At 71.3% G+C, this 17,665-nt stretch carries 20 protein-coding genes; 10 read left to right on the top strand and 10 right to left on the bottom strand.

Going from position 1 to position 17,665, the window contains the following annotated elements; translation table 11 throughout:
* Positions 1-115 precede the first annotated feature (115 nt).
* The 3 genes from AB1578_06520 to AB1578_06530 all read left to right on the top strand — a co-directional run bounded on the left by AB1578_06520 (position 116) and on the right by AB1578_06530 (position 3,992).
* A complete protein-coding gene (locus tag AB1578_06520) occupies positions 116-1,744 on the top strand; it encodes a phospholipid carrier-dependent glycosyltransferase (GenBank protein ID MEW6487552.1) in 1,629 nt (542 codons plus the stop codon).
* 119 nt (positions 1,745-1,863) lie between these two features.
* Complete coding sequence (locus AB1578_06525; protein MEW6487553.1) at positions 1,864-2,541, top strand: response regulator transcription factor; 678 nt, start codon at positions 1,864-1,866, stop codon at positions 2,539-2,541.
* Positions 2,538-3,992 carry an ATP-binding protein gene (locus tag AB1578_06530; GenBank protein MEW6487554.1) on the top strand — a complete coding sequence of 485 codons (1,455 nt, stop codon included), beginning with the start codon at positions 2,538-2,540 and terminating at the stop codon, positions 3,990-3,992. Before AB1578_06525 ends, AB1578_06530 begins: the two co-directional genes overlap by 4 nt.
* Before the next feature lie 228 nt (positions 3,993-4,220).
* Here AB1578_06530 and AB1578_06535 read toward each other — a convergent pair whose 3' ends face one another.
* Positions 4,221-5,225, bottom strand: a complete 1,005-nt coding sequence (locus AB1578_06535) for a methyltransferase domain-containing selenoprotein MduS (protein ID MEW6487555.1) — start codon at positions 5,223-5,225, stop codon at positions 4,221-4,223.
* A gap of 284 nt (positions 5,226-5,509) precedes the next feature.
* Between AB1578_06535 and AB1578_06540 the strand changes: the two genes are divergently transcribed.
* Entirely contained in the window at positions 5,510-5,989 is a 480-nt protein-coding gene (locus AB1578_06540; protein ID MEW6487556.1) for a hypothetical protein, read from the top strand.
* 68 nt (positions 5,990-6,057) lie between these two features.
* Positions 6,058-6,540 (top strand): hypothetical protein, encoded by a 483-nt coding sequence (locus AB1578_06545; protein MEW6487557.1) that lies wholly within the window; start codon positions 6,058-6,060, stop codon positions 6,538-6,540.
* On the opposite strand, the gene AB1578_06550 is transcribed toward AB1578_06545, so the two are convergent.
* A complete protein-coding gene (locus AB1578_06550) occupies positions 6,537-7,124 on the bottom strand; it encodes an HDIG domain-containing metalloprotein (protein ID MEW6487558.1) in 588 nt (195 codons plus the stop codon). The two genes, AB1578_06545 and AB1578_06550, sit on opposite strands and share 4 nt — an antisense overlap.
* Before the next feature lie 143 nt (positions 7,125-7,267).
* Here AB1578_06550 and AB1578_06555 point away from each other — a divergent pair, with 143 nt between their 5' ends.
* The 3 genes from AB1578_06555 (at position 7,268) to AB1578_06565 (ending at position 9,676) form a co-directional block, all read left to right on the top strand.
* A complete protein-coding gene (locus tag AB1578_06555; protein ID MEW6487559.1) occupies positions 7,268-8,215 on the top strand; it encodes a DMT family transporter in 948 nt (315 codons plus the stop codon).
* A gap of 62 nt (positions 8,216-8,277) precedes the next feature.
* Positions 8,278-9,360: an FAD-dependent oxidoreductase gene (locus AB1578_06560; GenBank protein ID MEW6487560.1), complete on the top strand. Its 1,083-nt coding sequence runs from the start codon at positions 8,278-8,280 to the stop codon at positions 9,358-9,360.
* Between the two features lie 82 nt (positions 9,361-9,442).
* Complete coding sequence (locus tag AB1578_06565; protein MEW6487561.1) at positions 9,443-9,676, top strand: hypothetical protein; 234 nt, start codon at positions 9,443-9,445, stop codon at positions 9,674-9,676.
* Here the strand turns inward: AB1578_06565 and ampD are convergent.
* From ampD to AB1578_06585, 4 genes are all read right to left on the bottom strand, one after another.
* Positions 9,673-10,203: a 1,6-anhydro-N-acetylmuramyl-L-alanine amidase AmpD gene (gene ampD / locus AB1578_06570; GenBank protein ID MEW6487562.1), complete on the bottom strand. Its 531-nt coding sequence runs from the start codon at positions 10,201-10,203 to the stop codon at positions 9,673-9,675. The two genes, AB1578_06565 and ampD, sit on opposite strands and share 4 nt — an antisense overlap.
* Positions 10,204-10,216: 13 nt before the next feature.
* On the bottom strand, positions 10,217-11,092 hold the full coding sequence (locus AB1578_06575) for an ABC transporter permease (protein ID MEW6487563.1): 876 nt from the start codon (positions 11,090-11,092) through the stop codon (positions 10,217-10,219).
* A gap of 62 nt (positions 11,093-11,154) precedes the next feature.
* Positions 11,155-12,069, bottom strand: coding sequence for a nickel ABC transporter permease (gene nikB / locus AB1578_06580; GenBank protein MEW6487564.1), 915 nt, complete (start codon positions 12,067-12,069; stop codon positions 11,155-11,157).
* Complete coding sequence (locus AB1578_06585; protein MEW6487565.1) at positions 12,066-13,625, bottom strand: ABC transporter substrate-binding protein; 1,560 nt, start codon at positions 13,623-13,625, stop codon at positions 12,066-12,068. The genes nikB and AB1578_06585 overlap by 4 nt, the downstream gene beginning before the upstream one ends.
* A 108-nt stretch (positions 13,626-13,733) precedes the next feature.
* Here AB1578_06585 and AB1578_06590 point away from each other — a divergent pair, with 108 nt between their 5' ends.
* Positions 13,734-14,495 carry a SagB/ThcOx family dehydrogenase gene (locus AB1578_06590; GenBank protein MEW6487566.1) on the top strand — a complete coding sequence of 254 codons (762 nt, stop codon included), beginning with the start codon at positions 13,734-13,736 and terminating at the stop codon, positions 14,493-14,495.
* A gap of 84 nt (positions 14,496-14,579) precedes the next feature.
* On the opposite strand, the gene AB1578_06595 is transcribed toward AB1578_06590, so the two are convergent.
* Genes AB1578_06595 through AB1578_06610 form a run of 4 tightly spaced genes read right to left on the bottom strand, consistent with a single transcriptional unit; the run spans position 14,580 to position 16,159 of the window.
* The gene (locus tag AB1578_06595; protein ID MEW6487567.1) at positions 14,580-14,765 is read right to left on the bottom strand and encodes a UPF0175 family protein; all 186 of its coding nucleotides are present in this window, start codon (positions 14,763-14,765) and stop codon (positions 14,580-14,582) included.
* 32 nt (positions 14,766-14,797) lie between these two features.
* Positions 14,798-15,034 carry a thioredoxin family protein gene (locus AB1578_06600; GenBank protein ID MEW6487568.1) on the bottom strand — a complete coding sequence of 79 codons (237 nt, stop codon included), beginning with the start codon at positions 15,032-15,034 and terminating at the stop codon, positions 14,798-14,800.
* Between the two features lie 12 nt (positions 15,035-15,046).
* The gene (locus AB1578_06605; protein MEW6487569.1) at positions 15,047-15,757 is read right to left on the bottom strand and encodes a cytochrome c biogenesis protein CcdA; all 711 of its coding nucleotides are present in this window, start codon (positions 15,755-15,757) and stop codon (positions 15,047-15,049) included.
* 6 nt (positions 15,758-15,763) lie between these two features.
* Complete coding sequence (locus AB1578_06610; GenBank protein ID MEW6487570.1) at positions 15,764-16,159, bottom strand: thioredoxin fold domain-containing protein; 396 nt, start codon at positions 16,157-16,159, stop codon at positions 15,764-15,766.
* A gap of 360 nt (positions 16,160-16,519) precedes the next feature.
* Here AB1578_06610 and trpS point away from each other — a divergent pair, with 360 nt between their 5' ends.
* Entirely contained in the window at positions 16,520-17,491 is a 972-nt protein-coding gene (gene trpS, locus AB1578_06615) for a tryptophan--tRNA ligase (protein MEW6487571.1), read from the top strand.
* Positions 17,492-17,665 lie beyond the last annotated feature (174 nt).

Below are 17,665 nucleotides of genomic sequence, written 5' to 3' on the forward strand. Positions count from 1 at the left end.
GGGTCCACCCGCGCCGCCCTGTGCCCTCCAGGCCGAAACCCACCCCGCGTCCCGACCCGAGTTGGAGCGGTTTGGGCGCTTTCTCGGCCGATACGACCTTCGCTCTGCGGGCCTCGTGGCGTTGCTTCTCGCGGCCCTGCTCAGCGGCCTTCCGGGGCAGGGGTTCTGGGGCATCCACGGGGAGGGTCGCCGCGCCGAGGTGGGGCGCGAGGTATACGAGGAAGGCCGGTGGCTCGTGCCGACCCTGCGGGGGGAGCCCTTCGTCACCAAGCCCCCGCTGCTCTACTGGGCCATTGCCGGGACCTTCCGGCTCTCCGGCGGAGTAAGCGAGTTTCGGGCCCGCCTTCCCGGGGTCGCCGCTACGGCCGGGACGCTGCTCCTGGTGATGGCCCTCGCCCGCGCCCTGGCGCTCCAACTCGCGGGCGGGGCAGGGCGGGGCTCTGGGGACTCGGGTCGTGCCGCCGAGAAGTGCGCCCGGGGGTACGGTTTGGCGGCCGGGCTTGCTTTTGCGGCCAACCCCCTGGTGCTGGGGATGGGGCGCCAGGCCGAGACGGAACCCCTGCTGCTCTTCTTCTCCACCCTGAGCGTGTACTGCTTTCTCAAGATCAGGCCCGGCCGGGATGGATCGTGGGGGGATCCGTGGCGTTTGCTGCTCGCGGTTTCCCTGACGGCGGGTTTCCTGGTCAAGGGCCCCCTGGGCTGGCTCTTCCCCCTCTTCGGCATCGGTACCTGGGAGGTGCTCTCCGGCGCGGGCGGCCGACGGCTGCGTTGGGTCGACGGCCTCTACTTCCTGCTGGCCACGGCGATCCTGGCGCTGCCGTGGTTCGCCGCCGTCGCCCAGAGGGTGCCGGGGGCCGTGGAGACCTGGCTGGGGGAATCCGTGGCCCGGCTGGACCCCGAGTTCTCGACCCACCGGGAGCCGTTCTGGTACTACGTGCCGCGCATCGCCAGCTTCGGTCCGTGGGTGGTGCTCCTGCCGGCGCTGCTGTACGGGCTTCCGGGGGCCTGGCGTCGGCGAGACGTGCAGACCCTCTGGCCTCTTCTCTGGTTCCTCGTCGGGGTCGTCTTCCTGAGCCTGGCCACGAGCAAGCGCATCCACTATATGCTCTCGCTCGCCCCCGCCTACGCCCTGGGCGTCGCCCCCCTGCTTGCCCACGGCTTCGAAGCCTCGGCGCTGCGCCGCGGCTTGGCGAGGGGTTTGCGAGCGCTACTGTGGCTCCTTCCCGCGGGGCTGCTCGCGGCGGGGCTCTATCTCGGGATGGCGCAGCGATCCCTTGGCGCCGCGCAGACGGCCATTCTGGTCCTCTGTGCCGGAGGGATGGCATGCTATCTGTGGAGCGCGCGGCGCGCCTGCCTTCCCTGGGTTCTCGCCGCCGTGATGTGCGCATCCGTTGCTGTGGCCGGGGTCGGAGTCCTGCCGGCGGTGGACGCCTACCGGTCGCCCCGGGCGTTCTTCGAGGAGGTCCGCGAGATCGTCGGGCCTTCCGCCCCGGTGTGGAACTGGCAGACCGATCGGCTCTCATCGAGCTTCTACCTGCGGCGCCACGTCCGGAACGTCGCGGACGTCGAGGCACTTCGGCAGGTCGCCCCCGAGGGGGCGTGGCTGTTCACCTCGGGCCACGGCGAGCCGTCCCTTCCCCTGGGCGCCGAGGTGGTCCACGTGAGGGAGTCGCAGGACCCGTTTCGCCCCCAACGGCGCCAGCGGTGGTTTCTGCTGCGCTGGTATCCGGAGGGAGGCGGCTGAGGCGGCTGCGCATGCTCGCCGAAGACGCAGCCCTCCGCCGTTGCGCCCATGCCTCGAGAGCTCCCCTTTCGTCCGGGCTTACGGCTCGTGCGCCCGTACCCAAGGGATAGGAGGCCGCCGTGCGACTCTTGATCGTCGAGGACGACGTTGACCTCTCGGGAGCCCTGGCTCGAGGCTTTCGGGACGAGGGATTCGCGGTGGACCAGGCCTTCGACGGGCCCGACGGGCTGCACGCGGCCTTGGGTGGGGAGCACGACCTGGTGGTGCTCGACCTCATGCTGCCCGGCTTCGACGGCTTCCGGGTACTGCGGGAGCTGCGGGAGCGGGGCAACCGCGTGCCGGTGGTGTTCCTCACCGCCCGCCACGAGGTGGAGGACCGTATCCGGGGGCTGCAACTCGGCGGCGACGATTACCTGCCCAAGCCCTTTAGTTTCGAGGAGCTCCTGGCCCGGGTGCGGGCCGTGCTGCGCCGGGCCTCGGGAGTGGCGCAAAACCGCCTCCAGTGGGGACGCCTGCATCTCGATGTCGACGCCCATCGGGCTTCCTGGGGCGACACCGACGTTCCCCTGACGCCCAAGGAGTTCCAGCTCCTCGAAGCGCTCCTCCTCCAAAAGGGCAAGGTGCTCACCCGCACCCGCCTCACACTGCACCTCTACGACGAGGCCTTCGAGAGCGACTCGAACGTGATCGACGTCCACGTGGCCCATCTGCGCCGCAAGATGCGGGCCGCCGGGGCAGACAACGTGGTGGAGACCGTGCGCGGCGTGGGCTTCCGGGTGCCGGAGCGGCCGCGATGAGCTCCATCCGCCGGCGCATCCTCCTGCCCCTCCTGCCGCTCGTGGCCCTGGCTCTGCTGGTTACCGCCGGGGGCATCTACGGCTCGGTCCGCCGGGACTTGCTGGAGGCCCTCGATCGGGAGCTCTTGGTTCTCGCTCGGAGCGTGGGAGCGGCGGTGGAAGTGGAGCCGTGGGGCGAGGTGGAGCTCGAGTTGGAACTGTTGGAGGGCCTGGGCTTCGCATCCGAAGCGGACGGCCCGTTCTACGTGATCCGCGACGCGGGTGGGGCGCTGGTGGCCGCGTCCCGCGATCCTGCTCCGGGACCTCATGCGGGCGAGGAGGAGGGCCCCTGGTTCGAGCAGGAGGTGCTGGGGGGGCGGACATACCGCCTGTGCACCTTGCGAGTCGAAAAGGCGCCCGAGGATGACGAGGTCGAGCGCCGGGGATGGCTCGCCGCAAATCCCGGCAGGGAAGTGCCCGAAGCGGGCCCGCAGCTCTTCTGGGTGACGGCCGGGCACCCCATGGACGGCCCCGAGGAGACCCTGCGCATGCTGCGCTATCGTCTCTATCTCGGTTTTGGAGCTCTTCTCGTGGTCCTGGCGGTGTTTCCCGCCTGGTTCGTCTCCCGGGCGCTCCAGGCCTTGCGCCGGCTCTCGGCAGAGGCCGACGGGGTCGGCCCCCTGACCATCGAACGCCGCCTGGGGCAGCAGGGGCTCGATCGGGAGGTGGAGCCCCTGGTGGACGCCCTCAACCGGGCCCTCGACCGGCTGGCCGCTGCCTACGAGCGCCAGAAGCGGTTCACCGCCGACGCGGCCCACGAGCTTCGCACTCCCTTGAGCGCCCTGCGCGCCCAGTGCGAGGTTGTCCTGCGGCGCCCCCGGGAGCCCGCCGAGCTGCGGGAGTCTCTGGAGGCCGCCCACCGCACCGCCCTTCGCCTGGGGGAAATCGTGGAGAGCCTGCTGGCCCTGAGCCGGCTCGAGAACGGGGAGGAAAAGATGGACCGGGGCCCCGTGGACCTGGCTCAAGCGGCTCGGGAGGCGGTGCGCCTCAATGACGCCGCTGCCGAGGTCAAGGGGGTGGCGCTCACGGCTGACCTGCCGGAGTCGCTGCCGGCCGCCGGGCACCACGGCCTGCTGGTGGAGTGCCTCTCCAACCTGGTGGAAAATGCCGTGCGCTACACGCCGGCCGGGGGCTCGGTTCGGGTCGGGGGCGCCGCGGCCCCCTCGCCCCGGATCGTCGTGGAGGACACGGGAGTGGGCATCCCCGCGGAAGACCAGGCCCGGATCTTCGATCGCTTTTATCGGGTGGACAAGGCCCGGTCCCGGGCGGAGGGCGGCACCGGGTTGGGTCTGGCCATCGCCCGGGAGATCGCCCGGCTGCACGGCGGTGAGGTCACGGTGAAGAGCCAGGCCGGGAAAGGAAGCCGGTTCGAGGTGTCGCTGCCGGCCGCCCCGGAAGCCTTCCGGAGATGAGCCATGGGGCTGCGCTCGGGTCGTGGAAGCCGGTGGAGATCACCCAGACCTCCGGGAGGTGTTCCCGATACCGGGTCCAACCGCACACGGCCATCACGGCCGCGGCCTCCAGATCCTCGAACCCTGGCAGAGGAACAAGAACACGTGGGGTGGTTGCGTGACACCCGTCCCGCGAGTCGACCGGGCCGCGCAGCCTGTGTGCTTCGCCGAAGCACCGGGTCAGCGGCCTCAGGTGGCGCCCGGAGCGTGGGGCGCCTCGGGCTTCTTCGGGCTCGCCGCAGACGCGGCTCCCGGGCCCCTCATCTTGTCGAACAGGAGCCGGGTCTTGTAGGCCACCACGCTCATCGCGATGGCTGCCGCCGCCTCCATCTCCTCGTCGCTGGCGCCGTTCTCCCTCGCGACCGCGAGGCTCCAGTCGGTTCAGAGCTCGCACCCGCCGGCGAGGGAGGCGGTGAGGAACAAAAGGCCCCTGGTCTTGCCGTCGAGCACCGCGCTCTGGTGGGTGGCGTCGAAGAACTCCTGGAACTTGTCCATGGGCTGGATCATGCCGACCTCCTCCGGAGGCACGAAGGCCCCCTCCGCGTTGCACCGCAGCGTCACCACGTATAGGTCTCGCGGCTGGCTTCCCTCCTCGACGCGGTCCACGGCGAGAATCTCATAGCCTTGTGCCAGACGGCGAATCTTCTCCTCGCTGAAGAAGTGCACGACGAACCCCCCCGCCTCGTAGAGCCCTTCTCCCAGATGCGTGCCTGCCCCGAAGTACTTGTCGTGGTCGCTGCGCACGGAGTAGAGCACGAGCCCCCCCGGCTTCAGTACCCGGTGGATCTCCCGCAGGGCGAAGGAGATCTCGGCCTCGGTGAGCTCCATACACAGGAGCATGTGGGAGTAACAGGCGTCGAAGGATCCGTCGGGATAGGGGAGCGGCCGGCGCACGTCGTGGAGCTGGGCTGCGACCCGGTCCGCAAGCCCCCGGGCCCGGATGTGGCCCGTCATCTCGGCCAGCGCCTGGTCCGAGTAATCCAGGGCCGCGACGCGCAGCCCCTGGTCCACGAACCACAGGGTATCCCGGCCCTGGCCGAAGCCGAGCTCCAGGACGGCCTTCACGCCCTCCCGGCGGAACAAGGCCAGGGCTCGCCGGGCACACGCGCTGGGTCCTTCTCCAAAAAAGGAGGTCGTTCGGGCGTAGACCTCGCTCCAGTGCCCTCGCTGTTCGACCTCCGGTTGTCTCGGCACCGATCTTCCTTCCTGGAGCTCCCCACGCGGCGGGGCGGCCCGTGCAGCACGACTCCTGCGGGGGCGGACGAAGCTGCCGCCCCATCCTACCGGGTCGAGGGAGGTGGGTCGAGTCGGGAACGGGGCAGGGCCGCTCCGTCGGGCGAAATTCTTCTTTCTGCCTCGTCTCTCCAAGCGTGCGGGCCGACCCCCGTTGGGCGGCCGGCCGCAGCCCTCCCGGCGGCGGGCTTGCCGGGCGGCGGAAGTCCGCTACTGTGGGGGCCATGCGTGCGGCAGCCGTTCTGGTGACTCTGTGCCTTGCCCTCGCCCCCTGGCCCGCCGCCGGGGGCTGGGAAGCCTCCGGCTTCAGCCACCGGCCCGTCTTCGTGGACCCCCACCTGGGGGGGTGGGCGGCGCCCCTGGAGACCCTGTGCTTCCAGGCCGGGGGCGGGGAGCTGTATTACGTGGCGGGGGTCTTTCTCGGCGAAGGGAAGACCCTGGCGCTGGTGTCCCGCTCCAAGCTGACCCTGCGCCAGGTGGAGCAGAGAGCCCTCCAGGCCTACGCCGGCCGCCTGGCGCGGGACCTGGCTCCCAGCGTGTCCGCCATGGAGGGCCGGGGCATGGTCGAGCGCGTCGTCCTGCTTTTCTACGCCACGGCGCTCTCCGGAAACCTGCTCCGGCTCGAGCTGTGGGAAGCCGAGGTGCCGGCCCGCGCCCTGGCGCAACAGGGCGCCGTCGCCCTGCGGCTCGCGGAGCGTCGCGCCGCGCCGGCACTGACCCCGTGATCCGCGGGATTTCGATCGTCCTGCCCGAGGGGAAGGGTCCGAGGCGGTCACGAATGAGGAGGACATACATGCACCGGTCCGTTCGGCTCCCCGGCCCGTGGGTCCTCGCTGGGCTCCTGTTCCTCGCGCTCGGGTGCGCGCCGCGGGGCTACGTGGTGGAACCCTCGTCCTGGGTGGAGACGGCGGACTGGTCCCGGGCCGAGCGGGTCCGGGTGGAAGTGACGGAGCACGGTTTCGCGCCGCAGGTGCTCACCCTGCGGGAAGGGAAAGCCTATCTGCTGGAGATCGCCAATGCCGGGAGCGAGCCCCACGCCTTTGCCGCTCCCGACTTCTTTCGCGCCGTGGCACTGCGGGAGGTCCGGGTGGTGGGCGCGGCCTCCCTGGATGCGTCGCGCTTCTCTGTGGTGCGGGTGGAACCGGGGCAGACGGTGGTGACCTCCCTCGTGGCGGTGCGGCCCGACGACTACCCGGTGGTCTGCACCGTCTCCGGGCACCGGGAGCGGGGGATGTCAGGGGCGCTGCGCATCCTGCCCAAAGCCAAGGCGCCCTAATCCCCGCGCCCCTCCGGGTTCCCCTCCAGGCCGAGTTCGGCGGCCACGGCCCGCATCCCCTCGATGGTGTCCGCGATGAGGTCCGAGAGCTCCACGCCGAGCATCTCGGCCCCGTTCTCGATGACCGAGCGGTCCACCCCGGCGGCGAACGCCTTGTCCTTCCACTTCTTCTTCACGCTCTTCACCGGCAGATCGAGCACGCTCTTCGAGGGCCGCACCAGGGCCGCGGCCGCTACCAGGCCCGTGAGCTCGTCCACCGCGTAGAGGGTCTTCTCCAGGTCGGTGCGGGGCTCCACGTCGGAGCACAAGCCCCACCCGTGGGCCAGAACGGCGCGGATGTGCTCCTCGGCCCACCCGGCCTCCCGTAGGATGGCGGGGGCATGGCGCAGGTGCTCCTCGGGGTAGCGCTCGTAGTCCACGTCGTGGACGAGCCCGATGGCGCCCCACAGCTCCTCGTCCTCGCCGCGCTTTCGGGCCGCATGGCGCATCACGGCCTCCACCGCCAGGGCGTGGCGCAGCAGGTTCTCGCTCTTCACGTGTTGGGTCAGCACCCGCCAGGCCTCGTCCCGCGTAGGTCCGCTCATGGTTGCTCCTCCCTCTTGCGGGGGGCCTCATTCCCGCCCCAGCTCCCTGTCTCGTTTCGAGATGTGCGCTTCGGTCTCATGCCCTTCCCTGCTTGTCCCCCGCGCGAGCCTCCGCTAGCATCGCGGCCTCTACCGGAGACCCCATGACCCTTCGCAGGCCCGGCCCTTTGACCAAGCTCACCGTCGCCGCCGTCTTCTGGGGCGGCGCTTTCGTGGCAGGCAAGGTCGCCCTGCGGGACGTGGCGCCCGAGGCCGCGGCTTTCTGGCGGTTCGCCATCGGCGCGGGGGTGCTGGCCTGGATCTGGGCGCTCCGGGAGGGGCCTGCCGCCCTGCCACGCACCGCCCGCGGGTGGGCCGGGCTCGCGGCCCTGGGGGCCTCGGGTGTCTTCGCATACAACTGGTTTTTTTTCAAGGGACTCGCCCTGGCGGAGGCAGGGGCGGCGGCCCTGGTGATTACCACCAACCCGGCGCTCACCGCCCTGTTTTCGGCCTTCTTCCTAGGTGAGCGGCTTTCGCGGGCGCGGGTGGCGGGTTTTGCCCTGGCAGCGTGCGGCGCCCTGGTGGTCCTGTCGGGAGGGCAGCCGGACCGGCTCCTCGCCCTGCGACTCGACGCGGGCGCGGCGTGGCTCGGCGCCGCGGTGCTGTGCTGGGTGGTGTACGTCCTCCTGGGCAAGGTGGTGCTCGAGGGGACCTCGCCCCTCACTGCCACCGCCGCGGCGTTTGCCCTGGGAACGCCGCTGCTGGGGCTCGCGGCCCTGGGCGCCGGGGAGCTCGGGGCCGCTCTCGGCGCCCCCTGGGAGGCGTGGGCGGCGCTCGCCTTCATGGGAATCTTCAGCTCGGCCCTTGGGTTCCTGTGGTTCTACGAAGGCGTGGCGGCGTTGGGTGCTTCCCGGGCATCGGTCTTCATCTACCTGGTGCCGGGGTTCGCCCTGCTCTTCGCGTGGTTCCTGCTGGGAGAGGCGGTGTCCGGGCCCAAGCTCGTGGGCGGGGCGCTGGTGGTGGCGGGCGTCGCCCTGACGTCCTGGGCTCCGGCTTCCTCGGGACAGGGGCGCCCGAGCTCGGCCCGACTCTCCCGAACGCCCGGCAGGTAGGCTCTTGCGTCCCCCGGGGCCGCCGGTACACTCCCCCGAACTCTGGCCCAGGAGGAACGCCCATGGTGACCCGCGCGGCAGACCCCGTCTGCGGCAAACCCGTCCACATCGCGGAGGAGACCCCCTCGGCGGAGTGCCGGGGCGAGACCCACTACTTCTGCTCCCGTGCCTGCCGGGAGAAGTTCGTCTGCCACCCCGACCTCACCCTCTCGGACTACCTCTACGACCTGGTCATCGTGGGCGGCGGGCCCGCGGGGATCTCGGCCGGCATCTACGCGGCCTTGGCCGGGATCGACACCCTGTTCCTCACCAAGAGCCTGGGCGGGCAGGCGTGGGACTCCACGGCGGTGGTGAACTACCCGGGATTCGAGCTCATCGCCGGGCCGGACCTGGTGGAGCGGTTTCAGAAGCAGCTCTTCGAGAATCTGCACCTGGCCCACCAGATCTGCGCCGTCACCGGGATTGGAAAGGAGAAGGACGTCTTTTCCCTGACCACCGATGGGGGGGATGTCTACCGCTCCCGCACGGTGCTCCTCACCACGGGGATGAAGCGCCGGCGCCTGGGCATCCCGGGGGAGGACGAGTTCCGGGGCAAGGGGGTGATGGAGTTCCATGCGCTCCTGGCGGAGCGATTTGCGGGGAAGGAAGTGGCGGTGGCGGGGGGAGGGAACTCGGCGCTCCAGGCAGCGCTGGGCCTGGCGGAAAAGGGCGCCCGGGTTGCGGTGGCGAGCCGTTCCTTCCGGGCCGACCAGTACTTGCAGGACAAGGTGGCGGGGCGCGACGACATCGTGCTGCTACGCAACCGGGATCCGGTGCGCCTGGAGGGGAGGGCTCGGGTGGAGGTGCTGGTGGTGCGAAACCTCGACACCGGGGCGGAGGAGGTGCTCCCGGTGGAGGCGGTCTTCGTGGAGATCGGGCTCGTGCCGAGCAGCGAGCTCGTGCGGGACCTCGTGCACGTGAACGCCCGGGGCGAGGTGGAGGTGGACCGCAACTGCCGCACCGGGCTGCCGGGGCTCTTTGCCGCCGGTGACGTCACCAACACGGTGGGCAAGCGCATCCTGATCGCGGCGGGAGAAGGCGCAAAGGCCGTGCTTGCGGTAGGGGAATACCTGCAGAGCCGCGCAGAGGGCGGCTCAAGTTCCTGAGGGCCCGTTCCGATCCGTGCTCGAGAAGGGGGCAACGCCCCCGAGCGTTGCGGGCACTAGCGCCCTCGGATCGGAGACCGCCATGGATCGAATCCGCATTTCCTGCATCCTGACCGCCGCGGCGGGAGCCGTCGGGACGGCCGGCGCCGCCTGGGCGGCAGGCCCCATGAGCCGCCTCCAGGGGGTGAGCCAGCACGCCCGCACCCAGGCTGCCTCGGGCCCCGACCACCTGTGGGTGGGCCTGGGGATCGCCCTGGTCCTGGCCGGGCTGATCGGCGCCGCCGCCTTCTGGACCCTGCGCGGACGAAAGCCCTAGCCTTCTTCCAGCCCCGAGCGCACCCGATCCCACGCAAAGAGGGGCCCGGGATCGGCCTTGCGGCCGGGGGCCACGTGCTCGTGGCCCACGATCCGCTCGGGGACCACCCGGGGGTGGGCCCGGCGCACCGCGGCGAGCAGGCGCCGCAGCGCCGCGTACTGGGCTTGCGTATACGGCGTCTGCCCGTCTCCTTCGAGCTCGATTCCCACCGAAAAGCGGTTCACGTCGGGCTCTCCATCGAGAGCGCTCTCCCCCGCGTGCCACGCCTTGAGGTCGGTGTCCACGAACTGGGTCACCTGCCCCTCCCGGTCCACGAAGAAGTGGGCCGAGACCTTGAGGTGGGCGATCTCCGGGAAGAAGCGGTCCACTGCCGGGTCCAGCCGGTTGCAGAAGAAGTGCTCCACCCACGGGCCTCCGAAGCTGCCGGGGGGAAGGCTGATGTGGTGGAGCACCACGGCGTCCACCTCCCAGCCTTCCCGGGAAGAGCAGTTGGGGCTGGGGACGAAGCGGGCCCAGGGCAGGATCACGGGGGCGTTGCTCCTAGCGGACCCGGCGGGCGGGGTCCAGCCGGTCGCGCAGGGCGTCGCCCAGCACGTTGATGCCGAGCACCGTGCCCATGATGGCGAGCCCGGGGAAGAGCGCCAGGTGGGGCGCGAAGAGGAGGTAGTCCACCCCCTGGCTGAGCAGGGCGCCCCAGGTGGGCACGTCCTGGGGGCCGAGCCCGAGGAACGAGAGGCTCGACTCGGCCAGGATCGCGCCCGCCACCCCAAAGGTGGCCTGCACGGCCAGGGGCCCTGCCAGGTTGGGCAGCAGGTGGCGCCAGGCGATGCGCCACGGGCCGGCGCCCAGGGTGCGGGCCGCGGTCACGAACTCCCGGGTCTTGAGAGAGAGGACCTCGCCGCGCACCAGGCGGGCGAAGCCGACCCAACCGAGCAGGCTGAGCGCGAAGACCACGTTGCCCAGGCTCGGCCCCAGCACCCCCGCCAGGGCGATGGCCAGCAGGATGCCGGGGAAGGCGAGCAGCACGTCCACCACCCGCATGATCCCCTCGTCCACCCAGCCGCCGGCGTAGCCCGACGCGAACCCCACGAGGGTTCCTACGGCCAGGCTCACCCCCACCACCAGGAGCCCCACCGCCAGGCTCACCCGGCCGCCGTGGAGGAGCACCGCCAGCACGTCGCGCCCCAGGCGATCCTGCCCCAGGGGGTGGCTGAGGCTGGGCCCCTCGAGCCCCCCGGGGAGGTCGAGCAGGTCCACCGGCGCCGGGCTGAGCAGCGGCGCGAACACGGCCCCCAACACCAGCAGCGCCAGAAACCCGGCGGAAATCAGCAGAAAGCTCCGCCCACCCGGCAACTGGGGAAGCTGGGGAAGCCGGGGGAGGAGCCGCCGGCGTCCCGAAGCACTCGCGCTCGGCACGCTCCCCCGCGTCCTCTCGGACCGCCCTTCACCCTTCACCCTTCACCTTTCACGTTTCACCCTCACCCGTCACCCCTCACCCTCGGGTCCGCCACCCGGTATAGGAGATCGGCCAGCAGGTTCGCCCCCACGTAGGCCAGGCTGATCACGAGCACGCATCCCTGGGCGAGGGGGTAGTCGCGGCCCTGGAGGGCTTGGAGGAGTAGCGTGCCGATGCCCGGCCAGGCGAACACTGCCTCGGTGATGACCGCTCCCGAGAGCAGGCTCCCGAGCTGGAGGCCCAGGAGCGTGATGACCGGCAGACAGGCGTTTCGCAGGGCGTGAACCCAGATGACCTTGGCTTCGCTCACCCCCCGGGCCCGGGCGGCGGCCAGGTAGTCGGCGCGCAGCACTTCCACCAGGCTCGACCGGAGCATGCGGGAGAGGATGGCTGCGAGCCCCGTGCCCAGGGTGATGGCCGGGAGCACCACGCTCGCCCACCCTTCGCGGCCCGAGACCGGGAGCCACCGCAGGTGCACCGAGAAGAGGAGGATGAGGAGCGGCCCGAGCCAGAAGTTGGGCATGGAGACCCCAAGGAGGCTCGCCACCAGGCTTCCCCGGTCGAAGAGGGTGTCCTTGCGCACTGCCGCCAGCACCCCCAGGGGAAGCGCCACCGCCAGGGCCACGGCCAGCGCGCACCCGGCCAGTTGCGCGGTGGCGGGCAGGCGGCTCGCGATGACCTCGCGCACGGGCTTGCGGTAGGTGAAGCTCCGCCCCAGGTCCCCCCGGGCGAGCCCCGCCAGGTAGGTGCCGTACTGCTCGGCCAGGGGGCGGTCCAGGCCGAGCTCGGCGCGCAGGAGCTCCTTGTCCGCCGCCTGGGCCGTCTCGCCCAGCATCACGTCCACGGGGTCACCGGGCACCAGGTGCAGGAACGCGAACACCAGCGTCACCACCCCCAGGACGGTGGGCAGGAGGGTCAAGAGCCGGCGGCGGATCACGAGCCGTCCCCGGGCCCGGGCCGAACCCGGGCGAGGCTCGTGTACTCGCCCCCCGGGAGCGCCTCGTACCCCTCGTAGCCCCGGCGCAGCACCACCACGTCGTCGAGCCACCACAGGCTCGTGTACACGCAGTCCCGGGCCACCTGGGCCTGCACCTGCCGGTAGAGCTCCCGGCGCCGGTCCGGGTCGGGCTCGGCGCGGCTCCGGTCGAGCCAGGCGTCCACCTGGGCGTTGCGGTAGCGGCCGCGGTTGGCGCCGGCGGGGGGAACGGAGGCCGAGTGGAAGAGGTAGTGGAGGGAGTCGGGGTCGGAGAGACCGATCCAGCGCAGGCTCATGAGCTGGAAGTTCCCCGCCCGCACGTCGGCGAAGAAGGTGCCCCACTCGAAGCTGCGCACCTCGACCCCCACCCCCACTCGGCGCAGGTGCGCGGCGATCACCTGGGCGACCTCCAGGGCAGTCTTGTCGGTGCTGGTCTTGTAGCTCAGGGCAAAGCGCACCGCCGGTCCGTCCCCGTCCGGGTCCGGGTACCCGGCCGAGTCCAGGAGCTCCCGGGCGCGGGCGGGGTCGTAGGGGTAGGAGGGCACGTCGGGGGCGTGGGCCCAGTGCTCGGGGGGCAACACCCCCGTGGCCGGCCGGGCCAGCCCCTGGAGGGCGTAGGCGATGAGCTCGTCCCGGTCCACCGCGTGGGACAGGGCCTGGCGCACCCGCACGTCCCCCAGGACCGGATCTTCCAGGTTGTACCCCAGGTACTGGTAGGAGGCGCCGGGGGTCGCGGTGACCGAGAGCTCCGGCTCCCGCTGGAGGAACTTGACCGCATAGGGCGGCACGGCGTTCTGGAGGAGGTCGAGCCCCCCCGAGCCGATCTCCAGGAGCCGGGTGGTGGCGTTGCCCACGATGCGAAACCGAACCCGGGCCAGGGCCGGCGGCGCCTCGAAGTGGCCGGGGAACGCCTCCAGCAGCACCTCTTCCCCGGGCCGGAAGGCGGCCAGGCGGTAGGGGCCCGTGCCCACCACCTCGCCTGCCAGGTCCGGGAGCCCCGCCAGGCGCTCGGGGAGCACCCCCAGGGTGAGCTGAAAGGGGAAGGAAACCTGGGGGCGGGAGAGCCGGAAGACCACCGTGCGGTCGTCGGCCGCCTCCACTGCTTCAAGCGCCGCCAGGGCGCCTGCGGCGGGGCACCCGTGGGCCGGGTCCATCGCGTAGCGGTAGGTGGCCGCCACGTCCCGGGCCGTGAGCCGGGAGCCGTCGTGGAACCGCACGCCGTCGCGCAGGACGAAGCGGTGGGTGAGGGGGTCGGGGGTCTCCCAGGTTTCCGCCAGGTCGGGCCGGAACTCCCCCGACGCCGTCCGGGCCAGGAGCCCGTGGAAGAGGAGCGGCACGATCCGCACCCCGTGGGCGTCGGCCGCGTACCGGGGGTCGAGGGTCGCGGGGGTGCCCTCGATCCCCACCCGGAACTCCACCGGGTCCCGGGCCGGGCGGCCGGAACATCCCCCGGCGCCGGCACCTGCGGCGGCGAGGGCTGCGAAGACCAGCAGGAGGGCCGGGCCGTGGCGCAACATGGGCCCATTCTAGTACACCCGCGGCGGTACCCGCCACCGCCCGCAGGTTGACGCAACCTCCCGGGCCCGGTAGCTTCGCGGCGCGCGCCCCAAGCCCCGGAGGATGCCATGCCCGACACGACCCGCGAACTGTACCGGCTCTGGCGCGAGGCCACCGACCTCGACGCCCGGGGCGTGCGGGGCCGGTCCCTGGAGTGGGACCGGATGCCGGCCCCCCACAAGCACTACCCCGGCGCCCCGCGCCGGGAGCTTCCCGGGTCCTCCCAGCTGCGCCTTCCCCCCGTGCCCCTGTGGCGGGCCCTGGCGGACCGGCGCTCCCGCCGGGACCTGGGGGGCGAGTCGATCCCCCCCGAGACCCTCGGGACCCTCCTCTGGGCCTGCCAGGGGGTGACGGCCCGCCAGGGCCCCTACCTCCTGCGCACCGCCCCCTCGGCAGGCGCCCTCTACCCCTTCGAGACCTACGTCTCGGTCCAGTCGGTGGAGGGGTGGGAGCCGTGCCTCGCCCACCTGCACCTGCCCACCTTTACCCTCGAAGTCCTCCAGGAAGGACACCTGGGCCGGCACATCGCCCACGCCGCCCTCGGGCAGGGCTTCCTCTCCCGGGCCGCCGCCGTCTTCCTCTGGACCGCGGTGGTGCCTCGCTGCGCATGGAAGTATGGCGACCGGGCGCTCCGCTACCTGGGCCTCGACCTGGGCCACGTGTGCCAGAACCTGGCCCTGGCCTGCGCGGCGCTGGACCTGGGCTGCTGCCCCGTGGCGGCCTTCTTCGACGAGGACGTCAACCGCCTGCTCGGGGTGGACGGCGAAGCCGAGTTCGCCTACTACCTGGCCGCCGTAGGCCCGGTGGAGGCCGGGACCGACGCCGCCTGAGGCTCTGGGCGGAGGGCGCAATGCGCAGGTATTGGGGTGCGATCTTCGCCAGGGCGATGAGTGGGCCGGTGTCGGACACGAGGGTCATTTCGTGTCCGCGGCCTCGATGTCACAGCGGAGCTCGTTCTCGAACTCGTCCTCAGAGTATTTGAAGAGGCTGATGCGGTACTTCGAGCACGTTTCCATGAACTCGACTCTTGACATCTGTGCGAGTTCTGCAGCCTTGCCCAAGGAGATCTTGCCCAACTCGAACATCTTCAGTGCTGCCATGAGGAGAACGAACACACCCTGCGGGCCGGCGGTCAGCCTTCGGTGAGGAGGCGGGCGATGGCCTGGGGGTCGAGTAGCTTTCCGGTGGAGCGGACCTTCCCGTCGACGACGAGGGCGGGGAAGGAGAAGACGCCGTACCTGGCGATCTCGTTGAGGTCGTAGACCTTCCGGACCCGGGCGTCGCGCCCGGACAGGGCGACCGCCTCCACGGCGGCTTCGTACATCCGGATGCACTTGGGGCAGCCGACGCCCAGGACCTCGATCTCCATCTCGGTTCTCCTTCATCCGACGGGTTGGAGTTGGCTGACGACGAGGTAGATCCCCACCAGGGCGATGACGACCCCGGCGGCGCGGCGCACGAACAGGTTGCCCCGGGCGTAGCGATCGGAGGCCACCAGACGCCGGACCAGGCCCACCGAGGTGCCGGCCGCCACGAGCAGGGCGCAGTGCCCCACGGCGTAGAGCCACAGGAGCAGGAGGCCGTAGGCGAGGCTCGCCTTCGAGGCCACGTAGGTGAGCACCACCACGAGCACCGGTGCCGCGCAGGGGGCGGAGAGGACGCCGAAGAGGAGCCCCATGCCGAAGGCTGCGGCGGCTCCGCTGCGGGCGGGCCGGATCTGCCCCAGCCAGGCAGGCAGGCTCAGGTGCCAGAGGTCCCAGAACTGGGTCGCCGCGAGAAGGCACGCGGCGGCCAGCACCCAGGGCCAGAAGGGGCTCGAGGCGCCGAGATAGGTGCCCGCCGATACCGCCGCCACGGCCATGGCCGAAAACGACGCCGCGAGCCCCGCGACGAAGACCAGGGAGACGGCGAGGCCCCGCCGCCAGTCGGTGACCGCGGCGTGACCTCCGGTGAGGCCCACCAGCACCGGCACCGCGGCCAGGCTGCACGGGTTGGCCGCGGTGGCGAGGCCCCCCAGGAAGACCGCACCCGCCGCGAGCCAGGGGCGGGTGTGGACCCACTGGCCGACGGTCTCGGTGAATCCCTCCAGCACGGGGTCTCAGCCCTTGCCCGGCCACAGGCCGTGGGCCGCCAGGCGTTCCAGGATCTGCTCGGCGTCGAGCAACCCCTGGTGGCGGTGTACCTCGGCCCCGGCAGCGTCGAGGAAGACGAGTGTAGGGCTCAGGAGGACCCGGTGCTTCTGGACCATGGCCTTGTCCCGGTCCACCAGGATGTCTCGAAACCGCACGGCGGCCCCCGTCTGCTCCGTGACCCGGTCGATCTCCTTCTTGAGCTCGACGCAGTACCGGCACCGGGGGCCCAGGCCGAACACGAGGACCGTGGGAACGCTCGCCTGCGCGGTCTGCGCCGGTCCCTTTTCCGACCCATCGCCGCAGCCCGCCCCCAGGACGAGACACAGCGCAAGGAGCGCACCCAGGTAAAATCTAGAGCCCATGGAGGTCCTCCCGTGCGGATGTCCGCCAAGGCATGGAGAGCGGGCCGTCCCCGGGAGCCCCCGGGGGCGCTTTCGGCCCGACGGGCGCAATCTAGCACAAGAGGTGCCGGCGGGAGTTGACCGAGGTCAAGGGCAAGCCGCCTTCCCCGTTGACAGCGCCCGAGCCTTCCTGTTATCCCATCGCCGTGATGCAAAGCCCCTCCCGCACTCCGATTCTTCCTGGCCGCTGGCCCAGCAGGCCCCGCGCCTGACGGGACCGCACCGCGCAGCCGTGTGCGCCGGCCAGGCCGCGGGACCCGCCCCGCGGCCTTCGTCGTTTCGGACCCCACGGGGTCGGAGCCCCCTGACAGGAGAACCAGGATGAAGCGCGTGCTCTCGGGAATCCAGCCCTCCGGGGCGCTCCACATCGGCAACTACTTCGGCATGATGCGCCAGATGATCGCGTATCAAGAGAGCGCAGACCTCTTCTGCTTCATTGCCAACTACCACGCCATGACGTCGCTCGGGGAGGGGCCGGCGCTCGCCCGGGGCACGGTGGACGCGGCGGTCTCGTTCCTGGCGCTCGGGCTCGACCCGGACAGGTGCACGTTCTGGGTCCAGTCCGACGTGCCCGAGGTGCAGGAGCTCACCTGGATCCTCTCGACGCTGGCTCCCATGGGCCTCCTGGAGCGCTGTCACTCCTACAAGGACAAGGTGGCCAAGGGCATCGCCCCCAACCACGCGCTGTTTGCCTACCCCGTGCTGATGGCGGCCGACATCCTCCTCTTCCAGTCCCACGCCGTGCCGGTAGGCAAGGACCAGAAGCAGCACCTGGAGGTGACCAGGGATCTGGCCCAGAAGTTCAACGCCGCCTTCGGCGACACCTTCGTGGTACCCGAGGCGGAGATCGACGAGGACCTGGCGCTCATCCCCGGGGTCGACGGGCAGAAGATGTCCAAGTCCTACGGCAACACCATCGACATCTTCACCGACCGCAAGACCCTGAAGAAGACCGTCATGTCGGTGGTGACCGACGCCACCCCCATCGAGGAGCCGAAGAACCCCGACACCTGCAACCTCTTCGCCCTGTACCGGCTCTTCCTGACCCCGGAGGAGGTGGCCGCGCTGCGGGAGCGGTACCTCGCCCCTGGGCTCAAGTACTCCGACGTGAAGAAGGAGCTCATCGACGCTGTCTGGAACTACTTCGCGCTTCACCGAGCCCGGCGCGAGGAGCTTCTCCAGCACCCCGGCGACGTGCTCGACATCCTGCGCGCCGGTGCCGCCAAGGCGCGGGAGGCCGCCGCCGCGACCCTGGCGGAGGTGCGCCGCAAGGTGGGCATCGCCTACTGGTGAGACGGGCCGGGCACGCCCAGTGCGCCGCCTGCGCCAAGGCCGAGGGGGTTCTCCCCCTCACCGCAGCCTAGCGAGGCGGCAACCCAGACCCCCAAGGCGAGAGAGAGCCTCTACCCCCAACCCCCTCGAAATCGAAATCGTGATCGGGGTCGGGGTCGATTTCGATTTCGATTT

This window comes from Thermodesulfobacteriota bacterium (genome assembly GCA_040756475.1).
Taxonomy (GTDB): Bacteria; Desulfobacterota; Deferrisomatia; order Deferrisomatales; family JACRMM01; genus JBFLZB01.